Source organism: Streptomyces sp. MBT53, assembly GCF_016654115.1.
In the GTDB taxonomy this organism is placed as follows: Bacteria; Actinomycetota; Actinomycetes; order Streptomycetales; family Streptomycetaceae; genus Streptomyces.
The window spans coordinates 1-13,861 of record NZ_JAEQAZ010000208.1 but is presented as its reverse complement, the minus strand read 5'-3'; the positions used below and the strand labels follow the sequence as shown (position 1 = coordinate 13,861).

Genomic DNA, 13,861 nt, shown 5'->3' with positions numbered 1-13,861 from the left:
GTGCTTCTCGTCGTCCGTCCAACGGGAGTTGCCGCCGTCGACCACCGTGTCACCCGGCTGGAGCAGCTCGCCCAGCTCGTCGACGACCGACTGGGTCGGGGCGCCGGCCGGAACCATCACCCATACGGTGCGCGGCGCTTCGAGCTTGTCGACCAGTTCGGCCAGGTCGCTCACGTCGGAGATCTCGGGGTTGCGGTCGTATCCGATGACGGTGTGGCCCGCGCGGCGGATGCGCTCGCGCATGTTGCCGCCCATCTTGCCGAGGCCGATCAGTCCGAGCTGCATGTCAGTTCACTTCTTCCGGAGAGTGCGGTAGGTGGCCACGAGCGCGGCGGTGGAGGAGTCGAGACCGGGCACGTCGGCGCCTTCGGTCAAGGCGGGTTCGACGCGCTTGGCGAGAACCTTGCCCAGCTCGACGCCCCACTGGTCGAAGGAGTCGATGTTCCAGACCGCGCCCTGCACGAACACCTTGTGCTCGTAGAGCGCGATGAGCTGGCCGAGCACGGAGGGGGTCAGCTCGCGGGCCAGGATGGTGGTCGTGGGGTGGTTGCCCTTGAACGTCTTGTGCGGGACCAGCTCCTCCGCGACACCCTCCGCGCGCACCTCGTCGGGTGTCTTACCGAAGGCCAACGCCTGGGTCTGCGCGAAGAAGTTGGCCATCAGCAGGTCGTGCTGCGCCTTCAGCCCGTCGCTCAGCTCGGCGACCGGGTTGACGAAGCCGATGAAGTCGGCCGGGATCAACTTCGTGCCCTGGTGGATGAGTTGGTAGTACGCGTGCTGGCCATTGGTCCCCGGGGTGCCCCACACCACCGGGCCCGTCTGCCACTCCACCGGATTCCCGTCCCGGTCCACGGACTTGCCGTTGGACTCCATGTCCAGCTGCTGCAAGTAGGCAGTGAACTTGGAGAGATAGTGCGAGTACGGCAGTACCGCGTGCGACTGGGCGTCGTGGAAGTTGCCGTACCAGACGCCCAACAGGCCAAGGAGCAATGGTGCGTTGGACTCGGCGGGCGCGGTGCGGAAGTGCTCGTCGACGAGGTGGAAACCGTCGAGCATCTCGCGGAAGCGGTCCGGCCCGATGGCGATCATCAGCGACAGTCCGATGGCCGAGTCGTAGGAGTAGCGTCCGCCGACCCAGTCCCAGAACTCGAACATGTTGTCCGTGTCGATGCCGAAGTCCGACACCTTCCCGGCGTTCGTCGACAGCGCCACGAAGTGCTTCGCGACGGCCTTGTCGTCGCCACCGAGACCGTCAAGCAGCCATGTCCGGGCGGACGTTGCGTTGGTGATCGTCTCGATCGTCGTGAACGTCTTCGACGCGACGATGAACAGCGTCTCCGCCGGGTCGAGGTCGCGGGTGGCCTCGTGCAGGTCGGCGCCGTCCACGTTCGACACGAAACGGACCGTCAACTCGCGGTCGGTGAAGGCGCGGAGAGCCTCGTACGCCATCGCCGGACCGAGGTCGGAACCGCCGATGCCGATGTTGACGACATTGCGGATACGACGGCCGGTGTGGCCGGTCCACTCGCCGGAGCGGACTCGCTCGGCGAAGTTCGCCATCTTGTCGAGCACCGCGTGCACGGCAGGCACCACGTTCTCGCCGTCGACCTCGACGACGGCGTCACGCGGGGCGCGCAGCGCGGTGTGCAGGACCGCGCGGTCCTCCGTCACGTTGATCTTCTCGCCGCGGAACATGGCGTCCCGCAGGCCGAACACGCCGGTGGCGGTGGCGAGTTCCTGGAGGAGGGCGAGGGTCTCGTCCGTGATCAGGTGCTTGGAGTAGTCGATGCGCAGGTCGCCGACGGTGACCACGTACCGCTCCGCGCGCTCCGGGTCCGCCGCGAACAACTCGCGCAACTGCGGGTGCAGTTGAGCCGCGCGGTGGTCCTCCAGAGCGGTCCACTCGGGCCGCCGCACGAGCTTGGGGGAGTCAGACATGAGAAGGGGTCTCCTTGGTGCCCTCTGCCCGGAGGGCGATGGCGTACATCTCGTCGGCGTCGAGGCGCCGGAGTTCCTCGGCGATGAGTTCGGAGGTGGTGCGGACCTTCAGCGCGAGGGTGCGGGAGGGCTGCCCGGGCAGGGACAGCGTCGCGAGAGGGCCGTCGGGACGGTCGATGACGATGTCACCGGCGCCGGTGCCCAGGCGGACGGCCGTGATGACCGGTCCGTCGGTGACCACGCGGTCGATCTTCACCTTGAGGCGGGCCTCCAGCCAGCGGGCCAGCAGCTCGGCGGCGGGGTTGTCGGCCTCGCTCTCCACGGCACCCGAGGTGATCTTCGACTTGGACTGGTCCAAAGCCGCCGCCAGCATCGAGCGCCAGGGGGTGAGCCGGGTCCAGGCGAGGTCGGTGTCGCCGGGCGCGTAGGCACGGGCGCGGGCGCCCAGCTCTTCGAGCGGGTTCGTCGCCGCGTACAGGTCGGTGATCCGGCGCTGCGCGAGGGCGCCCAGCGGGTCCTTCGCCGGGATCTCGGGCGCGTCGCCCGGCCACCACACGACGACCGGCGCGTCCGGCAGCAGCAGCGGCAGCACCACGGAGTCGGCGTGGTCGGACACCTCGCCGTAGGTCCGCAGCACGACCGTCTCGCCGGTGCCCGCGTCGGCGCCCACCCGGACCTCGGCGTCGAGGTGCGAGTTGGTGCGGTCCCGCGGGGTGCGGGCGTGCCGCTTGATGACGACCAGGGTGCGCGAGGGGTGCTCGTGCGAGGCCTCCTCGGCCGCCTTGATCGCGTCGTAGGCGTTCTCCTCGTCCGTGACGATGACCATCGTCAGGACCATGCCCACGGCAGGTGTGCCGAGGTCGCGGCGACCCTGTACCAGCGCCTTGTTGATCTTGCTTGCCGTGGTGTCGCTCAGGTCGATCTTCATGGCCTGCGCCAGCTCCGTCCGTCTCGTGCGAGCATCTCGTCCGCCTCCTGGGGCCCCCAACTGCCCGAGGAGTACTGCGCGGGCCTGCCGTTGTCCGCCCAGTACTCCTCGATCGGGTCGAGGATCTTCCAGGACTCTTCCACTTCCTGGTGGCGCGGGAACAGGTTGGCATCGCCGAGCAGCACATCCAGGATGAGCCGCTCGTACGCCTCCGGGCTCGACTCCGTGAACGACTCGCCGTAGGCGAAGTCCATGGACACGTCCCGGATCTCCATCGAGGTCCCCGGCACCTTCGAACCGAAGCGGACCGTCATGCCCTCGTCGGGCTGGACGCGGATGACGATCGCGTTCTGGCCGAGTTCCTCGGTGGCGTTGGAGTCGAAGGGGGAGTGCGGGGCGCGCTTGAAGACGACCGCGATCTCCGTGACCCGTCGCCCGAGGCGCTTGCCGGTGCGCAGATAGAAGGGGATGCCCGCCCAGCGGCGGTTGTCGACCTCCAGCTTGACGGCCGCGTAGGTGTCGGTCTTCGACTGCGGGTCGATACCGTCCTCCTGGAGGTAGCCGACGACCTTCTCGCCGCCCTGCCAGCCCTCCGCGTACTGCCCGAACACCGTGTGCTCGCCCAACTCCTTGGGCAGGCGCACCGACTTGAGCACCTTGAGCTTCTCGGTGAGCAGCGCCTCCTCGTCGAAGGCGATCGGCTCCTCCATGGCGGTCAGCGCCATCAGCTGGAGGAGGTGGTTCTGGATGACGTCACGCGCCGAACCGATGCCGTCGTAGTAGCCGGCCCGGCCGCCGATGCCGATGTCCTCGGCCATCGTGATCTGGATGTGGTCGACGTAGGACCGGTTCCAGATCGGCTCGTACATCTGGTTCGCGAAGCGCAGCGCCAGGATGTTCTGGACGGTCTCCTTGCCCAGGTAGTGGTCGATCCGGAACACCTGGTCCGGGTCGAACACCTCGTGCACGATCTTGTTCAGCTCCCGCGCGCTCTTCAGGTCGCGCCCGAACGGCTTCTCGATGACCGCGCGCCGCCAGGACCCCTCAGGACCGTCCGCCAGCCCGTGCTTCTTGAGCTGCTTGACGACCTTCGGGAAGAACTTCGGCGGTACGGAGAGATAGAACGCGTAGTTGCCGCTGGTACCGCGCGAGGTGTCCAACTCGTCGACGGCCGCGCGCAGTTGCTTGAACGCGGTGTCGTCGTCGAAGTCGCCCGGGATGAACCGCATGCCCTCGGCGAGCTGCTGCCAGACCTCCTCGCGGAACTCGGTCCGGGAGTGCTCGCGCACCGAGTCGTGCACCACCTGCGCGAAGTCCTGGTCCTCCCAGTCCCGCCGGGCGAACCCGACGAGGGAGAAGCCCGGCGGGAGCATGCCCCGGTTGGCCAGGTCGTAGACGGCCGGCATCAGCTTCTTGCGGGACAGGTCACCGGTGACCCCGAAGATCACCAGGCCGGACGGTCCCGCGATCCGCGGCAGCCGACGGTCACGCGCGTCCCGCAACGGGTTGTCCCAGCCGACGGCCAGGGCGTCCGCGATGTCGGTGATGTCCTCAACACCGAGCGCCTGCGCGGCCGTTGCCGCTTTGGGAAGGTCCGCACTCATTCCCCGTCGACCCCCTTCCCGCTCAGCGACTTCGCGACGGCACCCAGCAGGTCCTGCCAGGCCACCTCGAACTTCGCGACGCCCTCGTCCTCCAACTGCTTGACGACGGTGTCGTACGAGATCCCCAGACGCTCTACGGCGTCCAGGTCGGCGCGGGCCTGCGCGTAGCCGCCGGTCACCGTGTCGCCGTGGATGTCACCGTGGTCGGCGGTGGCGTTGAGCGTGGCCTCGGGCATGGTGTTGACCGTGCCGGGCGCGACCAGCTCGTCGACGTAGAGGGTGTCCTTGTAGGACGGGTCCTTCACGCCGGTCGAGGCCCACAGGGGGCGCTGCTTGTTGGCCCCGGCGCTCGCGAGACCGGTCCAACGGTCACCTGCGAAGACCTCTTCGTAGGCCTCGTACGCGAGCCGCGCGTTGGCGAGCGCCGCCTTGCCCTTGAGAGCGAGGGCCTCGTCCGTGGCGAGCGCGGTCAGACGCTTGTCGATCTCGGAGTCGACGCGGGAGACGAAGAAGGAGGCGACGGAGTGGATGGTCGACAGGTCGATCCCTGCGGCCTGCGCCTTCTCCAGACCGGCCAGGTAGGCGTCCATGACCTCGCGGTAGCGCTCCAGGGAGAAGATCAGCGTGACGTTGACGCTGATGCCCTCGCCGATGACCTCGGTGATGGCGGGGAGACCGGCCTTCGTCGCCGGGATCTTGATCATCACGTTGGAACGGTCCACCAGCCAGGAGAGCTGCTTGGCCTCGGCGATCGTCGCCGCGGTGTGGTGGGCCAGTCGCGGGTCGACCTCGATGGAGACCCGGCCGTCCCGGCCGCCGGTCGCCTCGTAGACCGGGCGCAGGATGTCGGCGGCGGCGCGCACGTCGGCCGTGGTCATCATCCGTACGGCTTCCTCGACCGTCACCTTGCGGACGGCGAGGTCGGCGAGCTGCTCCTCGTACCCCTCTCCCGAGCCGATCGCGGCCTGGAAGATGGACGGGTTGGTGGTGACGCCGACGACGTTCTTGGTGTCGATGAGTTCGGCGAGGTTGCCGGACTCGATCCGCTTGCGCGACAGGTCGTCCAGCCAGATGGAGACGCCCTCGTCGGAGAGGCGCTTGAGTGTTCCCGCGGTGGCGGTCACTTCGGTCACTGTGATCATCTTCTTTCTGGCGATCGGATCAACCGCGCGCGGCGGCAAGGGATTCCTTGGCTGTCGCGGCGACGTTCTCGGCCGTGAAACCGAACTCGGCGAACAGGGTCTTGGCATCGGCGGAGGCGCCGAAGTGTTCGAGGGAGACGATGCGTCCTGCGTCACCCACGAACCGGTACCACGTGAGACCGATCCCGGCCTCGACCGCAACGCGGGCCTTCACGGACGGCGGAAGGACGCTGTCGCGGTACTCGCGCGACTGCTCCTCGAACCACTCCACGGACGGCATCGACACCACCCGCGTGCCGACCCCCTCGGCCTCCAGTTGCTCGCGCGCCTCGACGGCGAGGTGGACCTCGGAACCGGTCGCGATGAGCACCACGTCGGGCGTCTCGGTGGAGGAGTCCTTGAGGACGTAACCGCCGCGCGCCGCATCGGAGTTGGGCGCGTACGTCGGCACACCCTGACGGGTGAGCGCGAGGCCGTGCGGGGCGGGCTTGGTGGCGTGCCGCTTGAGGATCTCGGCCCAGGCGATCGCGGTCTCGTTGGCATCGGCGGGGCGGACGATGTTCAGGCCCGGGATGGCGCGCAGCGACGCGAGGTGCTCGACCGGCTGGTGGGTGGGGCCGTCCTCGCCGAGGCCGATGGAGTCGTGGGTCCAGACGTACGTCACGGGGAGCTGCATCAGCGCGGAGAGGCGGACGGCGTTGCGCATGTAGTCGGAGAACACCAGGAAGGTGCCGCCGTAGACGCGCGTGTTGCCGTGCAGGGCGATGCCGTTCATCTCGGCCGCCATGGAGTGCTCGCGGATACCGAAGTGGATCGTACGGCCGTACGGGTCGGCCTCCGGGAGCGGGTTGCCCTGCGGGAGGAAGGACGAGGTCTTGTCGATGGTGGTGTTGTTCGAGCCGGCCAGGTCGGCGGAGCCGCCCCACAGCTCGGGCAGGACCGTTCCAAGTGACTGGAGGACCTTGCCGGACGCGGCGCGGGTGGCGACGGAGGAGCCCTCCTCGAAGACCGGCAGGGACTGCTCCCAGCCCTCGGGGAGCTGACCGGCGACGATCCGGTCGAAGAGCTTCGCGCGCTCGGGCTGGGCGCCGCGCCACTTGTCGAGCTGCTTGTCCCACGCGGAGTGCGCCTCGGCACCCCGGTCCAGGGCCCGGCGGCTGTGCGCGATGACCTCGTCCGCGACCTCGAAGGACTGCTCGGGGTCGAAGCCGAGGACGCGCTTGGTGGCGGCGATCTCCTCGGCGCCGAGAGCGGAGCCGTGGGCGGCCTCGGTGTTCTGGGCGTTGGGGGCGGGCCAGGCGATGATCGTGCGCATCGCGATGATCGAGGGGCGCCCGGTCTCGGCCTGCGCCGCCTTGAGCGCCGTGTACAGCGCGTGCGGGTCGATGTCGCCGTCGGCGGCGGGCTCGATGCGCTGGGTGTGCCAGCCGTAGGCCTCGTACCGCTTCAGCACGTCCTCGGAGAAGGCGGTCGCGGTGTCGCCCTCGATGGAGATGTGGTTGTCGTCGTAGACGAAGACGAGGTTGCCGAGCTTCTGGTGGCCGGCGAGGGAGGAGGCCTCGGCGGAGATGCCCTCCTCCAGGTCGCCGTCGGAGACGATCGCCCAGATGGTGTGGTCGAAGGGCGACTCGCCCTCGGGGGCCTCCGGGTCGAACAGGCCGCGCTCGTAGCGGGCGGCCATCGCCATCCCGACGGCGTTGGCGACACCCTGTCCGAGCGGTCCGGTCGTGGTCTCCACACCGGCCGTGTGCCCGTACTCGGGGTGACCAGGCGTCTTCGAACCGTGCGTCCGGAACGCCTTCAGGTCGTCGAGCTCCAGCTCGTACCCGGCGAGATACAGCTGCGTGTACAGCGTCAGCGAGGTGTGGCCGGGAGAGAGGACGAAACGGTCACGGCCGGTCCACTCAGGATCCGCGGGGTCGTGACGCATCACCTTCTGAAAGATCGTGTACGCGGCGGGAGCCAGGGCCATCGCGGTGCCCGGGTGGCCGTTGCCGACCTTCTGCACCGCGTCAGCGGCCAGAACGCGGGCCGTGTCGACGGCACGACGGTCGAGATCGGTCCACTCGAAGCTGTCAGGTGTGTGCGCGTTCATCTTCAAGAAGTCCTCGGTAAGAGCGGTAGAACTGCTCGGACGTCTTCAAATCTAAAAGTCTGACTTTTACGAGGGAAGGTGCCGGTGTGCCAGCCTGTGGTGAAAGTGGGACACCGGAACCCGTACTGAGGCGGCACGAGAAGGACATGGCGGACAGAACCATCCAAGGCGTCGCCGGTGACGGCGACGTGATCAGAACGTTTCCCTTCCCTGTCGATCTGAGCGTCTGCGGCGTCGGCATGCAGGTCGGCCCCATGGCCCCCGGACGCGCCTGGCACGCCGACGCACCCCTGCACCGCGTCCACCGCATCGACTTCCATGTGGTGATGCTCTTCGACGAGGGCCCGGTCCGCCACATGATCGACTTCGCCGAGTACGAGGCGAACGCCGGCGACGTCCTGTGGATCCGCCCCGGCCAGGTCCACCGCTTCTCCCGCCCCGACGAGTACCGCGGCACCGCCCTCGCCATGCAGCCCGGCTTCCTCCCCCGCGCCACCGTCGAGGCCACCGGCCTCTACCGCTACGACCTCCCGCCCCTCCTACACCCCGACGAGCCCCGCCTCGCCGCCCTCCGCGCCTCGCTGGGCCAGCTCCAACGCGAGTACGAGGACTCGACCACCCTCCCGCTGAGCCTCCACACCTCGGTCCTACGGCACTCCCTGACGGCCTTTCTGCTACGGCTGGCGCATCTCGCTGCCAGTTCGGCGGAGGCGGCCCGGCAGCAGGCCGACACGACGTTCACGCTCTTCCGCGAGGCCGTCGAGAAGGGCTTCGCCACCAACCACAGCGTCAGCGCCTACGCCGACGCCCTCGGCTACTCCCGCCGCACCCTGGTCCGCGCGGTCCGCGCCGCCACCGGCGAGACCCCCAAGGGCTTCATCGACAAGCGGGTCGTCCTGGAGGCGAAACGGCTGTTGGCCCACACGGACCTGCCGATCGGCCGCGTAGGGGCGGCAGTTGGCTTCCCCGACGCGGCCAACTTCTCCAAGTTCTTCCACCAGCACACGGATGTGACGCCGGCCGGGTTCCGGGCGGAGTTGCGGTGAGGAAGCACGGACGGGCGGTGGCAGGGGAGCGGTGCGGCAGTCGGGGCGCACGGGTGGCCACGACCGAGTGGCGCGTGAGGGGTGAGCACTGACGACGGGGCCCGGCACGTCGATCCGTGCCGGGCCCCGGGTGTTCGGGCCCGAAGTGGGCCCTGTCGTCGGACAGTTGGCGGTTAGCGGTTGGCAGGTGGTGAGCGGTGGGCTTCAGCGCGCCTGGTGCAGGAAGTCGACGACGAGGTCTGTCGTCGCCTGTGGCTGCTCTTCCGTGATCCAGTGTCCGCAGTCGGGGATGACGGCGTCTTCGACGTCGTCGGCGACGCACCGCAGTACCTCGCCGATGCCGGGGCCGAAGGTGGCCTCGCCGCCGAAGGCCAGGACCGGCATCCGCAGCTTGCCCTGCGCGAGGAACTTCTGGTTGTCGGCCGCGTCCTGAGTGAACGCGAGGAACTGGGCGAAGCTCGCCCGCATCGCGCCTGGCTGTGCGTAGAGCGCCGCGTAGTGCGCGCGCTTGGCCTCGTCGAACCGCTCGGGGACCACGGAGAGTTCGTTCCAGAAGCGGTCGAGGTAGATGCGCTCGCGGCCCTCGACCAGGCGCTCCATGTCGGGGCCGCCGAAGCCGAAGTGCCACATCATCGGGTCCTGGGTGATCCGGTCCCAGGGACCGATGCCGGGCAGGGGTGCGTCGATGGCTACCCAGCGGCTCACCCGCTCGGGGTGGGTGGCGGCGACGGCGTAGCCGACCATGATGCCGATGTCGTGCGTGACCAGTTCGACCGAGTCCACGCCCAGGGCGTCCAGGACGCCCCACACGTCGGCCGCCTGGTTCTTCTTGTCGTAGCCGTCGGCGGGCTTCGAGGACAGGCCCAGTCCGCGCAGGTCGGGGGCGATGACCGTGCGGTCCCCGACGAGTGCGTCGGTCAGGTGGCCCCACATGTCGCCGGTGGTGCCGAAGCCGTGCAGCAGGACGACCGCCGGCCCCTGTCCGCCGACGCGTACGTGGATCGTGGCGCCGTTGGTCTCGATCTCACGCGATTCCATGCCGGCCGGGAAGGGGTGAATGCCGTCCTGGCGTCCGTTGTCGTTCATGGCTGTGCTCCGGGTTCAGGGAGAAGGGCTCCGACGCCCGATCCGCGTCGCACCACCGAAGCTAGCCGACCGGTCTACTACGGTCCATCGCGCGCCGGCGGTCGTGTCCGCGGGGGCGGAGCGCTGACCTGCGGTGGAAGGCAGGGGCTACCAGCAGGGAGGAAGCCGGTCGTGATCTTGCCCAGACCGGAGCGCACAGCGGCAGGGGCCCCACGCACGTCCGCGTGAAGCCCCTCTTTCCCCGTGGGGGCGCTGTCAGTGGCCGAAGTCGAACCAGTTCACGTTCACGAAGTCCGCCGACTGGCCGCTGCTGAAGGTGAGATAGACGTCATGGGTGCCGGTGACCGAGCTGATGTTCGCCGGGACCGTCTTCCATGCCTGCCAACCGCCCGTGTTGGCCAACGAGAAGCTGCCGATCGGGGTCGCGGTCGGGCTGTCCGGGCGTACCTGCACCAGACCGCTCACCCCGCTCGCCGCACCGCTCGCGACCCGGCCGTAGAACTGGGTGGCCGCCGTGGAGCCGAAGTTGACGCCCTTGTACAGCGCCCAGTCGCCGTTGGCTATCGAGCCGAGGTCCTGGCCGCCGCCGGTGTCCGTGGTGGTCTCGGCGACCGTGCCGGACTGGCTGTCGTAGGACTCGGCCTGGATGGCGCTGTAGGCGTCCCGGCTGCCGGTCGGCGGGGTCGTGGTACCGCTCCCACTGCCCGTGGACTGGAGCACCTGGACGTAGTCCACCGTCATCGGGTGGTTCGGGTCCGTCGCGCTGGTGGGGCCGCCGCCGTACGCCGCCGGGAAGCCGCCGCCCATCGCCACGTTCAGGATGATGAAGAATCCGTGGTTCGTCGCGTTGGCCCAGGTCGTCGCGTCGACCTGACTGGCGTTGACCGTGTGGAAGTTGACGCCGTCGAGGTAGAAGCGGATCTGCTCGGGGCTGGTGGAACGGTCCCACTCCATGGCGTAGGTGTGGAAGCCGGCCTGACAAGTGGTCCCGGTGCAGGCGGTGTTGCCGCCGATGCCGGTCGTCTCGTTGCAGGGGCCGCCCGGGCTGGTACCGCAATGCATGGTCGCCCAGTCGGTGTTGAGGCCCTGGACGTTCTCCATGATGTCCAACTCGCCCACGCTGGGCCAGTTCTGGTAGTTGCCCCGGTAGGGCGCGCCCAGCATCCAGAACGCGGGCCAGTAGCCGAGCGCCGACGAGCCCGTGACGTTCGGCATCTGGATGCGGGCCTCGACCCGCAGCTTCCCCCCGGCCGGCGGCTGGAAGTCCGTGCGGTTGGTCTCGATACGGCCCGAGGTCCAGTTGCCGGAGGCGTCCCGGCGCGGGGTGATCAGGAGGTTGCCGTTGCCGTCGAGTGCCACGTTGTTGGTGGACGAGGTCATCGACTCGACCTCGCCGGTGCCCCAGTTGGCGGCGCCGCCCGGATACGAAGTCCCGGTGTCGTACAGCCAGTTGGTGGTGGAGACGCCGGTGCCCGCGGTGCCGTTGAAGTCGTCCAGGAAGACCTGCGTCCAGCCTGTGGGGGGCGTGGGCGCGGAGGCGTCCGCGGGCAGGGTGAAGGCCGTGGCGGTGGCGATCGCCAGGCCGAGGGTGCTGAGGGCGGCGATCAAAACGCGCCGGAGGGGACGGGGTCTGCGCTGCGTGCCGGAGGGTTCACTCATGGGTGCCTCTCGGATACGGAGTGGGGGTGCGGGTGCCGCGCCTGCTGCTTGAGAGCGCTCTCATGCAGTGGGGTGCGCGGTCAATGTGCTCTCAGCCACTCCGGCCGTCAAGAGGTGAAGCTGTGAAAGTCCTTTCGCTGTGCGGGAGTTCAGGTGATGAAGGCGATGAATGCGGGTGAAAGAGGAGGTTTCTGAGCGGCGCTCGTGGACCGGTCCACCGGTCCACCGGTCCACCGGCCTCCCGCCTCCCGCGTCCCGGGCGCGGCAGGCGGCCCTAGACCGCGCTGCCCGCCTTCCAGTCCGCCCAGGACAGGTTCCAGCCGTTGAGGCCGTTGTCCGCCGCCACCGTCTTGTCGCCGGAGTTCTTCACGATGACGACGTCGCCGAGCATCGAGCTGTCGTAGAACTTGTAGCCCGCCACCGAGCTGTTGTTCGCGCCCTTGGCGTCGTGCAGGCCGACGCAGCCGTGGCTGGTGTTCTCGTGGCCGAACACCGAGGTGGACGCCCAGTAGTTGCCGTGCACGAAGGTGCCGGAGGTGGTCAGGCGCTGGGCGTGCGGGACGTCGGAGATGTCGTACTCGTCGCCGAGACCGACCGTCGAGGACTCCATGCGGGTCTGCTTGAAGCGCTCGCTGATCACCATGATCCCGGACCAGGTGGTGTGCTGGGCGTTGCCGCCGCTGACCGGGTAGGTGGCGAGGGTCTTGCCGTCCCGCTTGACGACCATCTCCTTGCTGGACAGGTCCACCGTGCTGATCTGCGCGCGCCCGATGTGGAACGTGACGTCCTTGGACTGGATGCCGTAGATGCCGTCCTGGCCCTCGACGTCCTTCAGCCGCAGGCTGAGCGTGATCTTCGTGCCCGCCGCCCAGTAGGTCTCGGGCCGGAAGTCGAGGCGGGTGTCGCTGAACCAGTGGCCGACCACCTCGACGGCGGGCTCGGCGGTGACCGTGATCGCCTTCTGGACGGCGGCTCGGTCCTTCACGGCGTGCGTGAAGTTGATCGACACGGGCATGCCGACGCCGGAGGTCGAGTTCGCCTCGGGGGTGAAGTAGCCGACGAAGGTCTCGCCGGGCGACTTGGTGGTGAAGCTCGCGGTCTTCGCGGCGGCGCCCTGCGCCTGCGCGGCGACCGTGTACTTCGTGCCCGAGTACGGGTTCTTCGTCGACGTCCACTTCGTCTTGGCCGAGTTGAAGGTCCCGGCCAGCGTGGAGCCGTCGTTGCCGGTCACCTTCACCGTGGCGAACGTGCCGTCGGCCACGGTGACGGTGACCGGGGCCGAGAAGTCGGCCTTCTTCGTACCGTCGGCGGGCGAGATCGTGACGGTCGGCGTCTTCGCGGCCTTCACGGAAGCCGTCGCCGACGCGCCGCCGGACGAGGCGCTCTCCGCGGCACCCGCCGAGCCGCTGCAACCGGTCAGCACAGCCGCCGGCACCACCCCGAGCACGGTGAGGACCCCACGCCGGGACCACCTCTCCGACGACTTCTCGGACCGGTTGGATATGTGCGACACGCCCACGGCAGGCCTTCCTCCATGTGTCGCGCACACCCCCTGGCCGTACGCGACGAGATCACCAGTGCCGTTGCATCCTGCGCCACTTCCATGGGTTGAATCTTTGAATCCCAGGGCCCCAACCTGAGATTCCTGTGAAGAGAGCCTGAAAGAAGGCCTGAAACCACGGTTGCCGGAGGATCCGCGAGTGTGAACAGAGTATGAAGGCACCGGCCGGTGCCCTGAGTATCCGGTGAGATCCCCGTCCCGCCATGGCTTCCCCACCCACCCGGTCGGAAGAGTGAGGAAGGAACTGAAGGCGGAGTTCCGCTTCGGCGGCTCCGCGGCAGACCACGCCGGAGGCATTCGTGACCGAAGTCCGCAAGCGGCCCACCACAGCGATCGTCGGAGCGGGCGCGGCAGGCACCCTGACCGCCGTCCAACTCTGCGAGAGCGCCACCCGCCGCCGGACCCCCCTCGACCTGGTGCTGGTCGACCCGGCCCCGGAGGCAGGCCGCGGCACCGCCTACGCGACACCCGACCCGCGCCACCGCCTCAACGTCCCCGCAGGGGGCATGAGTTGCTACCCCGACGACCCCGGCCACTTCACCCGCTGGCTCTGCCGCCACGGCGAACCCACCGTCGGCGCCGCCGACTTCGCCACCCGCTACCGCTACGGCGCCTACCTCGCCGACACCCTCGCCCAGGCCGTCGTCCGCTCCCACGGCACGGTCTCCGTACGCCGCCTGCGCACCCGCGCGGAGAGCTGTACCGGCGCCCCTGGAGGCCCGGTGGAACTCCACCTCGCCGACGGGGGACTCCTCACCGCCGACAGCGCCGTCCTCGCCACCGGCCCCGCCGCCCCCACCGC

At 69.0% G+C, this 13,861-nt stretch carries 11 protein-coding genes; 2 read left to right on the top strand and 9 right to left on the bottom strand.

The annotated features are described in order from the left end of the window. From JHN45_RS43480 to tkt, 6 genes are all read right to left on the bottom strand, one after another. On the bottom strand, positions 1-285 hold a 285-nt coding region (locus tag JHN45_RS43480; RefSeq protein WP_201054856.1), incomplete at its 3' end, for an NAD(P)-binding domain-containing protein. A gap of 6 nt (positions 286-291) precedes the next feature. After that, a complete protein-coding gene (gene pgi, locus JHN45_RS43475) occupies positions 292-1,938 on the bottom strand; it encodes a glucose-6-phosphate isomerase (RefSeq protein WP_201054855.1) in 1,647 nt (548 codons plus the stop codon). Further along, complete coding sequence (gene opcA / locus JHN45_RS43470; RefSeq protein WP_201054854.1) at positions 1,931-2,866, bottom strand: glucose-6-phosphate dehydrogenase assembly protein OpcA; 936 nt, start codon at positions 2,864-2,866, stop codon at positions 1,931-1,933. The genes pgi and opcA overlap by 8 nt, the downstream gene beginning before the upstream one ends. Next, the gene (gene zwf, locus JHN45_RS43465; protein WP_201054853.1) at positions 2,863-4,470 is read right to left on the bottom strand and encodes a glucose-6-phosphate dehydrogenase; all 1,608 of its coding nucleotides are present in this window, start codon (positions 4,468-4,470) and stop codon (positions 2,863-2,865) included. The genes opcA and zwf overlap by 4 nt, the downstream gene beginning before the upstream one ends. Further along, positions 4,467-5,612, bottom strand: coding sequence for a transaldolase (gene tal / locus JHN45_RS43460; RefSeq protein WP_201054852.1), 1,146 nt, complete (start codon positions 5,610-5,612; stop codon positions 4,467-4,469). The genes zwf and tal overlap by 4 nt, the downstream gene beginning before the upstream one ends. 19 nt (positions 5,613-5,631) lie before the next feature. Continuing rightward, the gene (gene tkt / locus JHN45_RS43455; protein ID WP_201054851.1) at positions 5,632-7,707 is read right to left on the bottom strand and encodes a transketolase; all 2,076 of its coding nucleotides are present in this window, start codon (positions 7,705-7,707) and stop codon (positions 5,632-5,634) included. A gap of 146 nt (positions 7,708-7,853) precedes the next feature. Here tkt and JHN45_RS43450 point away from each other — a divergent pair, with 146 nt between their 5' ends. After that, on the top strand, positions 7,854-8,753 hold the full coding sequence (locus JHN45_RS43450; protein ID WP_201054850.1) for an AraC family transcriptional regulator: 900 nt from the start codon (positions 7,854-7,856) through the stop codon (positions 8,751-8,753). 204 nt (positions 8,754-8,957) lie between these two features. Here the strand turns inward: JHN45_RS43450 and JHN45_RS43445 are convergent, their stop codons facing one another. From JHN45_RS43445 to JHN45_RS43435, 3 genes are all read right to left on the bottom strand, one after another. Then, entirely contained in the window at positions 8,958-9,839 is an 882-nt protein-coding gene (locus JHN45_RS43445; RefSeq protein ID WP_200717146.1) for an alpha/beta fold hydrolase, read from the bottom strand. Between the two features lie 255 nt (positions 9,840-10,094). Then, complete coding sequence (locus JHN45_RS43440; RefSeq protein WP_201054849.1) at positions 10,095-11,498, bottom strand: glycoside hydrolase family 16 protein; 1,404 nt, start codon at positions 11,496-11,498, stop codon at positions 10,095-10,097. Positions 11,499-11,772: 274 nt separating this feature from the next. Beyond that, positions 11,773-13,017, bottom strand: coding sequence for an Ig-like domain-containing protein (locus JHN45_RS43435; protein ID WP_201054848.1), 1,245 nt, complete (start codon positions 13,015-13,017; stop codon positions 11,773-11,775). A 341-nt stretch (positions 13,018-13,358) separates the two neighbouring features. Between JHN45_RS43435 and JHN45_RS43430 the strand changes: the two genes are divergently transcribed. Continuing rightward, a partial coding sequence (locus tag JHN45_RS43430) for an FAD/NAD(P)-binding protein (RefSeq protein WP_201054847.1) occupies positions 13,359-13,861 on the top strand: 503 nt, incomplete at its 3' end.

What these genes read in the sequence shown, in the direction of transcription:
- pgi (WP_201054855.1), bottom strand. Translation starts at nt 1,938, where the DNA reads ATGTCTGACTCCCCCAAGCTCGTGCGGCGGCCCGAGTGGACCGCTCTG.
- opcA (WP_201054854.1), bottom strand. Translation starts at nt 2,866, where the DNA reads ATGAAGATCGACCTGAGCGACACCACGGCAAGCAAGATCAACAAGGCG.
- zwf (WP_201054853.1), bottom strand. Translation starts at nt 4,470, where the DNA reads ATGAGTGCGGACCTTCCCAAAGCGGCAACGGCCGCGCAGGCGCTCGGT.
- tal (WP_201054852.1), bottom strand. Translation starts at nt 5,612, where the DNA reads ATGATCACAGTGACCGAAGTGACCGCCACCGCGGGAACACTCAAGCGC.
- tkt (WP_201054851.1), bottom strand. Translation starts at nt 7,707, where the DNA reads ATGAACGCGCACACACCTGACAGCTTCGAGTGGACCGATCTCGACCGT.
- JHN45_RS43450 (WP_201054850.1), top strand. Translation starts at nt 7,854, where the DNA reads ATGGCGGACAGAACCATCCAAGGCGTCGCCGGTGACGGCGACGTGATC.
- JHN45_RS43445 (WP_200717146.1), bottom strand. Translation starts at nt 9,839, where the DNA reads ATGAACGACAACGGACGCCAGGACGGCATTCACCCCTTCCCGGCCGGC.
- JHN45_RS43440 (WP_201054849.1), bottom strand. Translation starts at nt 11,498, where the DNA reads ATGAGTGAACCCTCCGGCACGCAGCGCAGACCCCGTCCCCTCCGGCGC.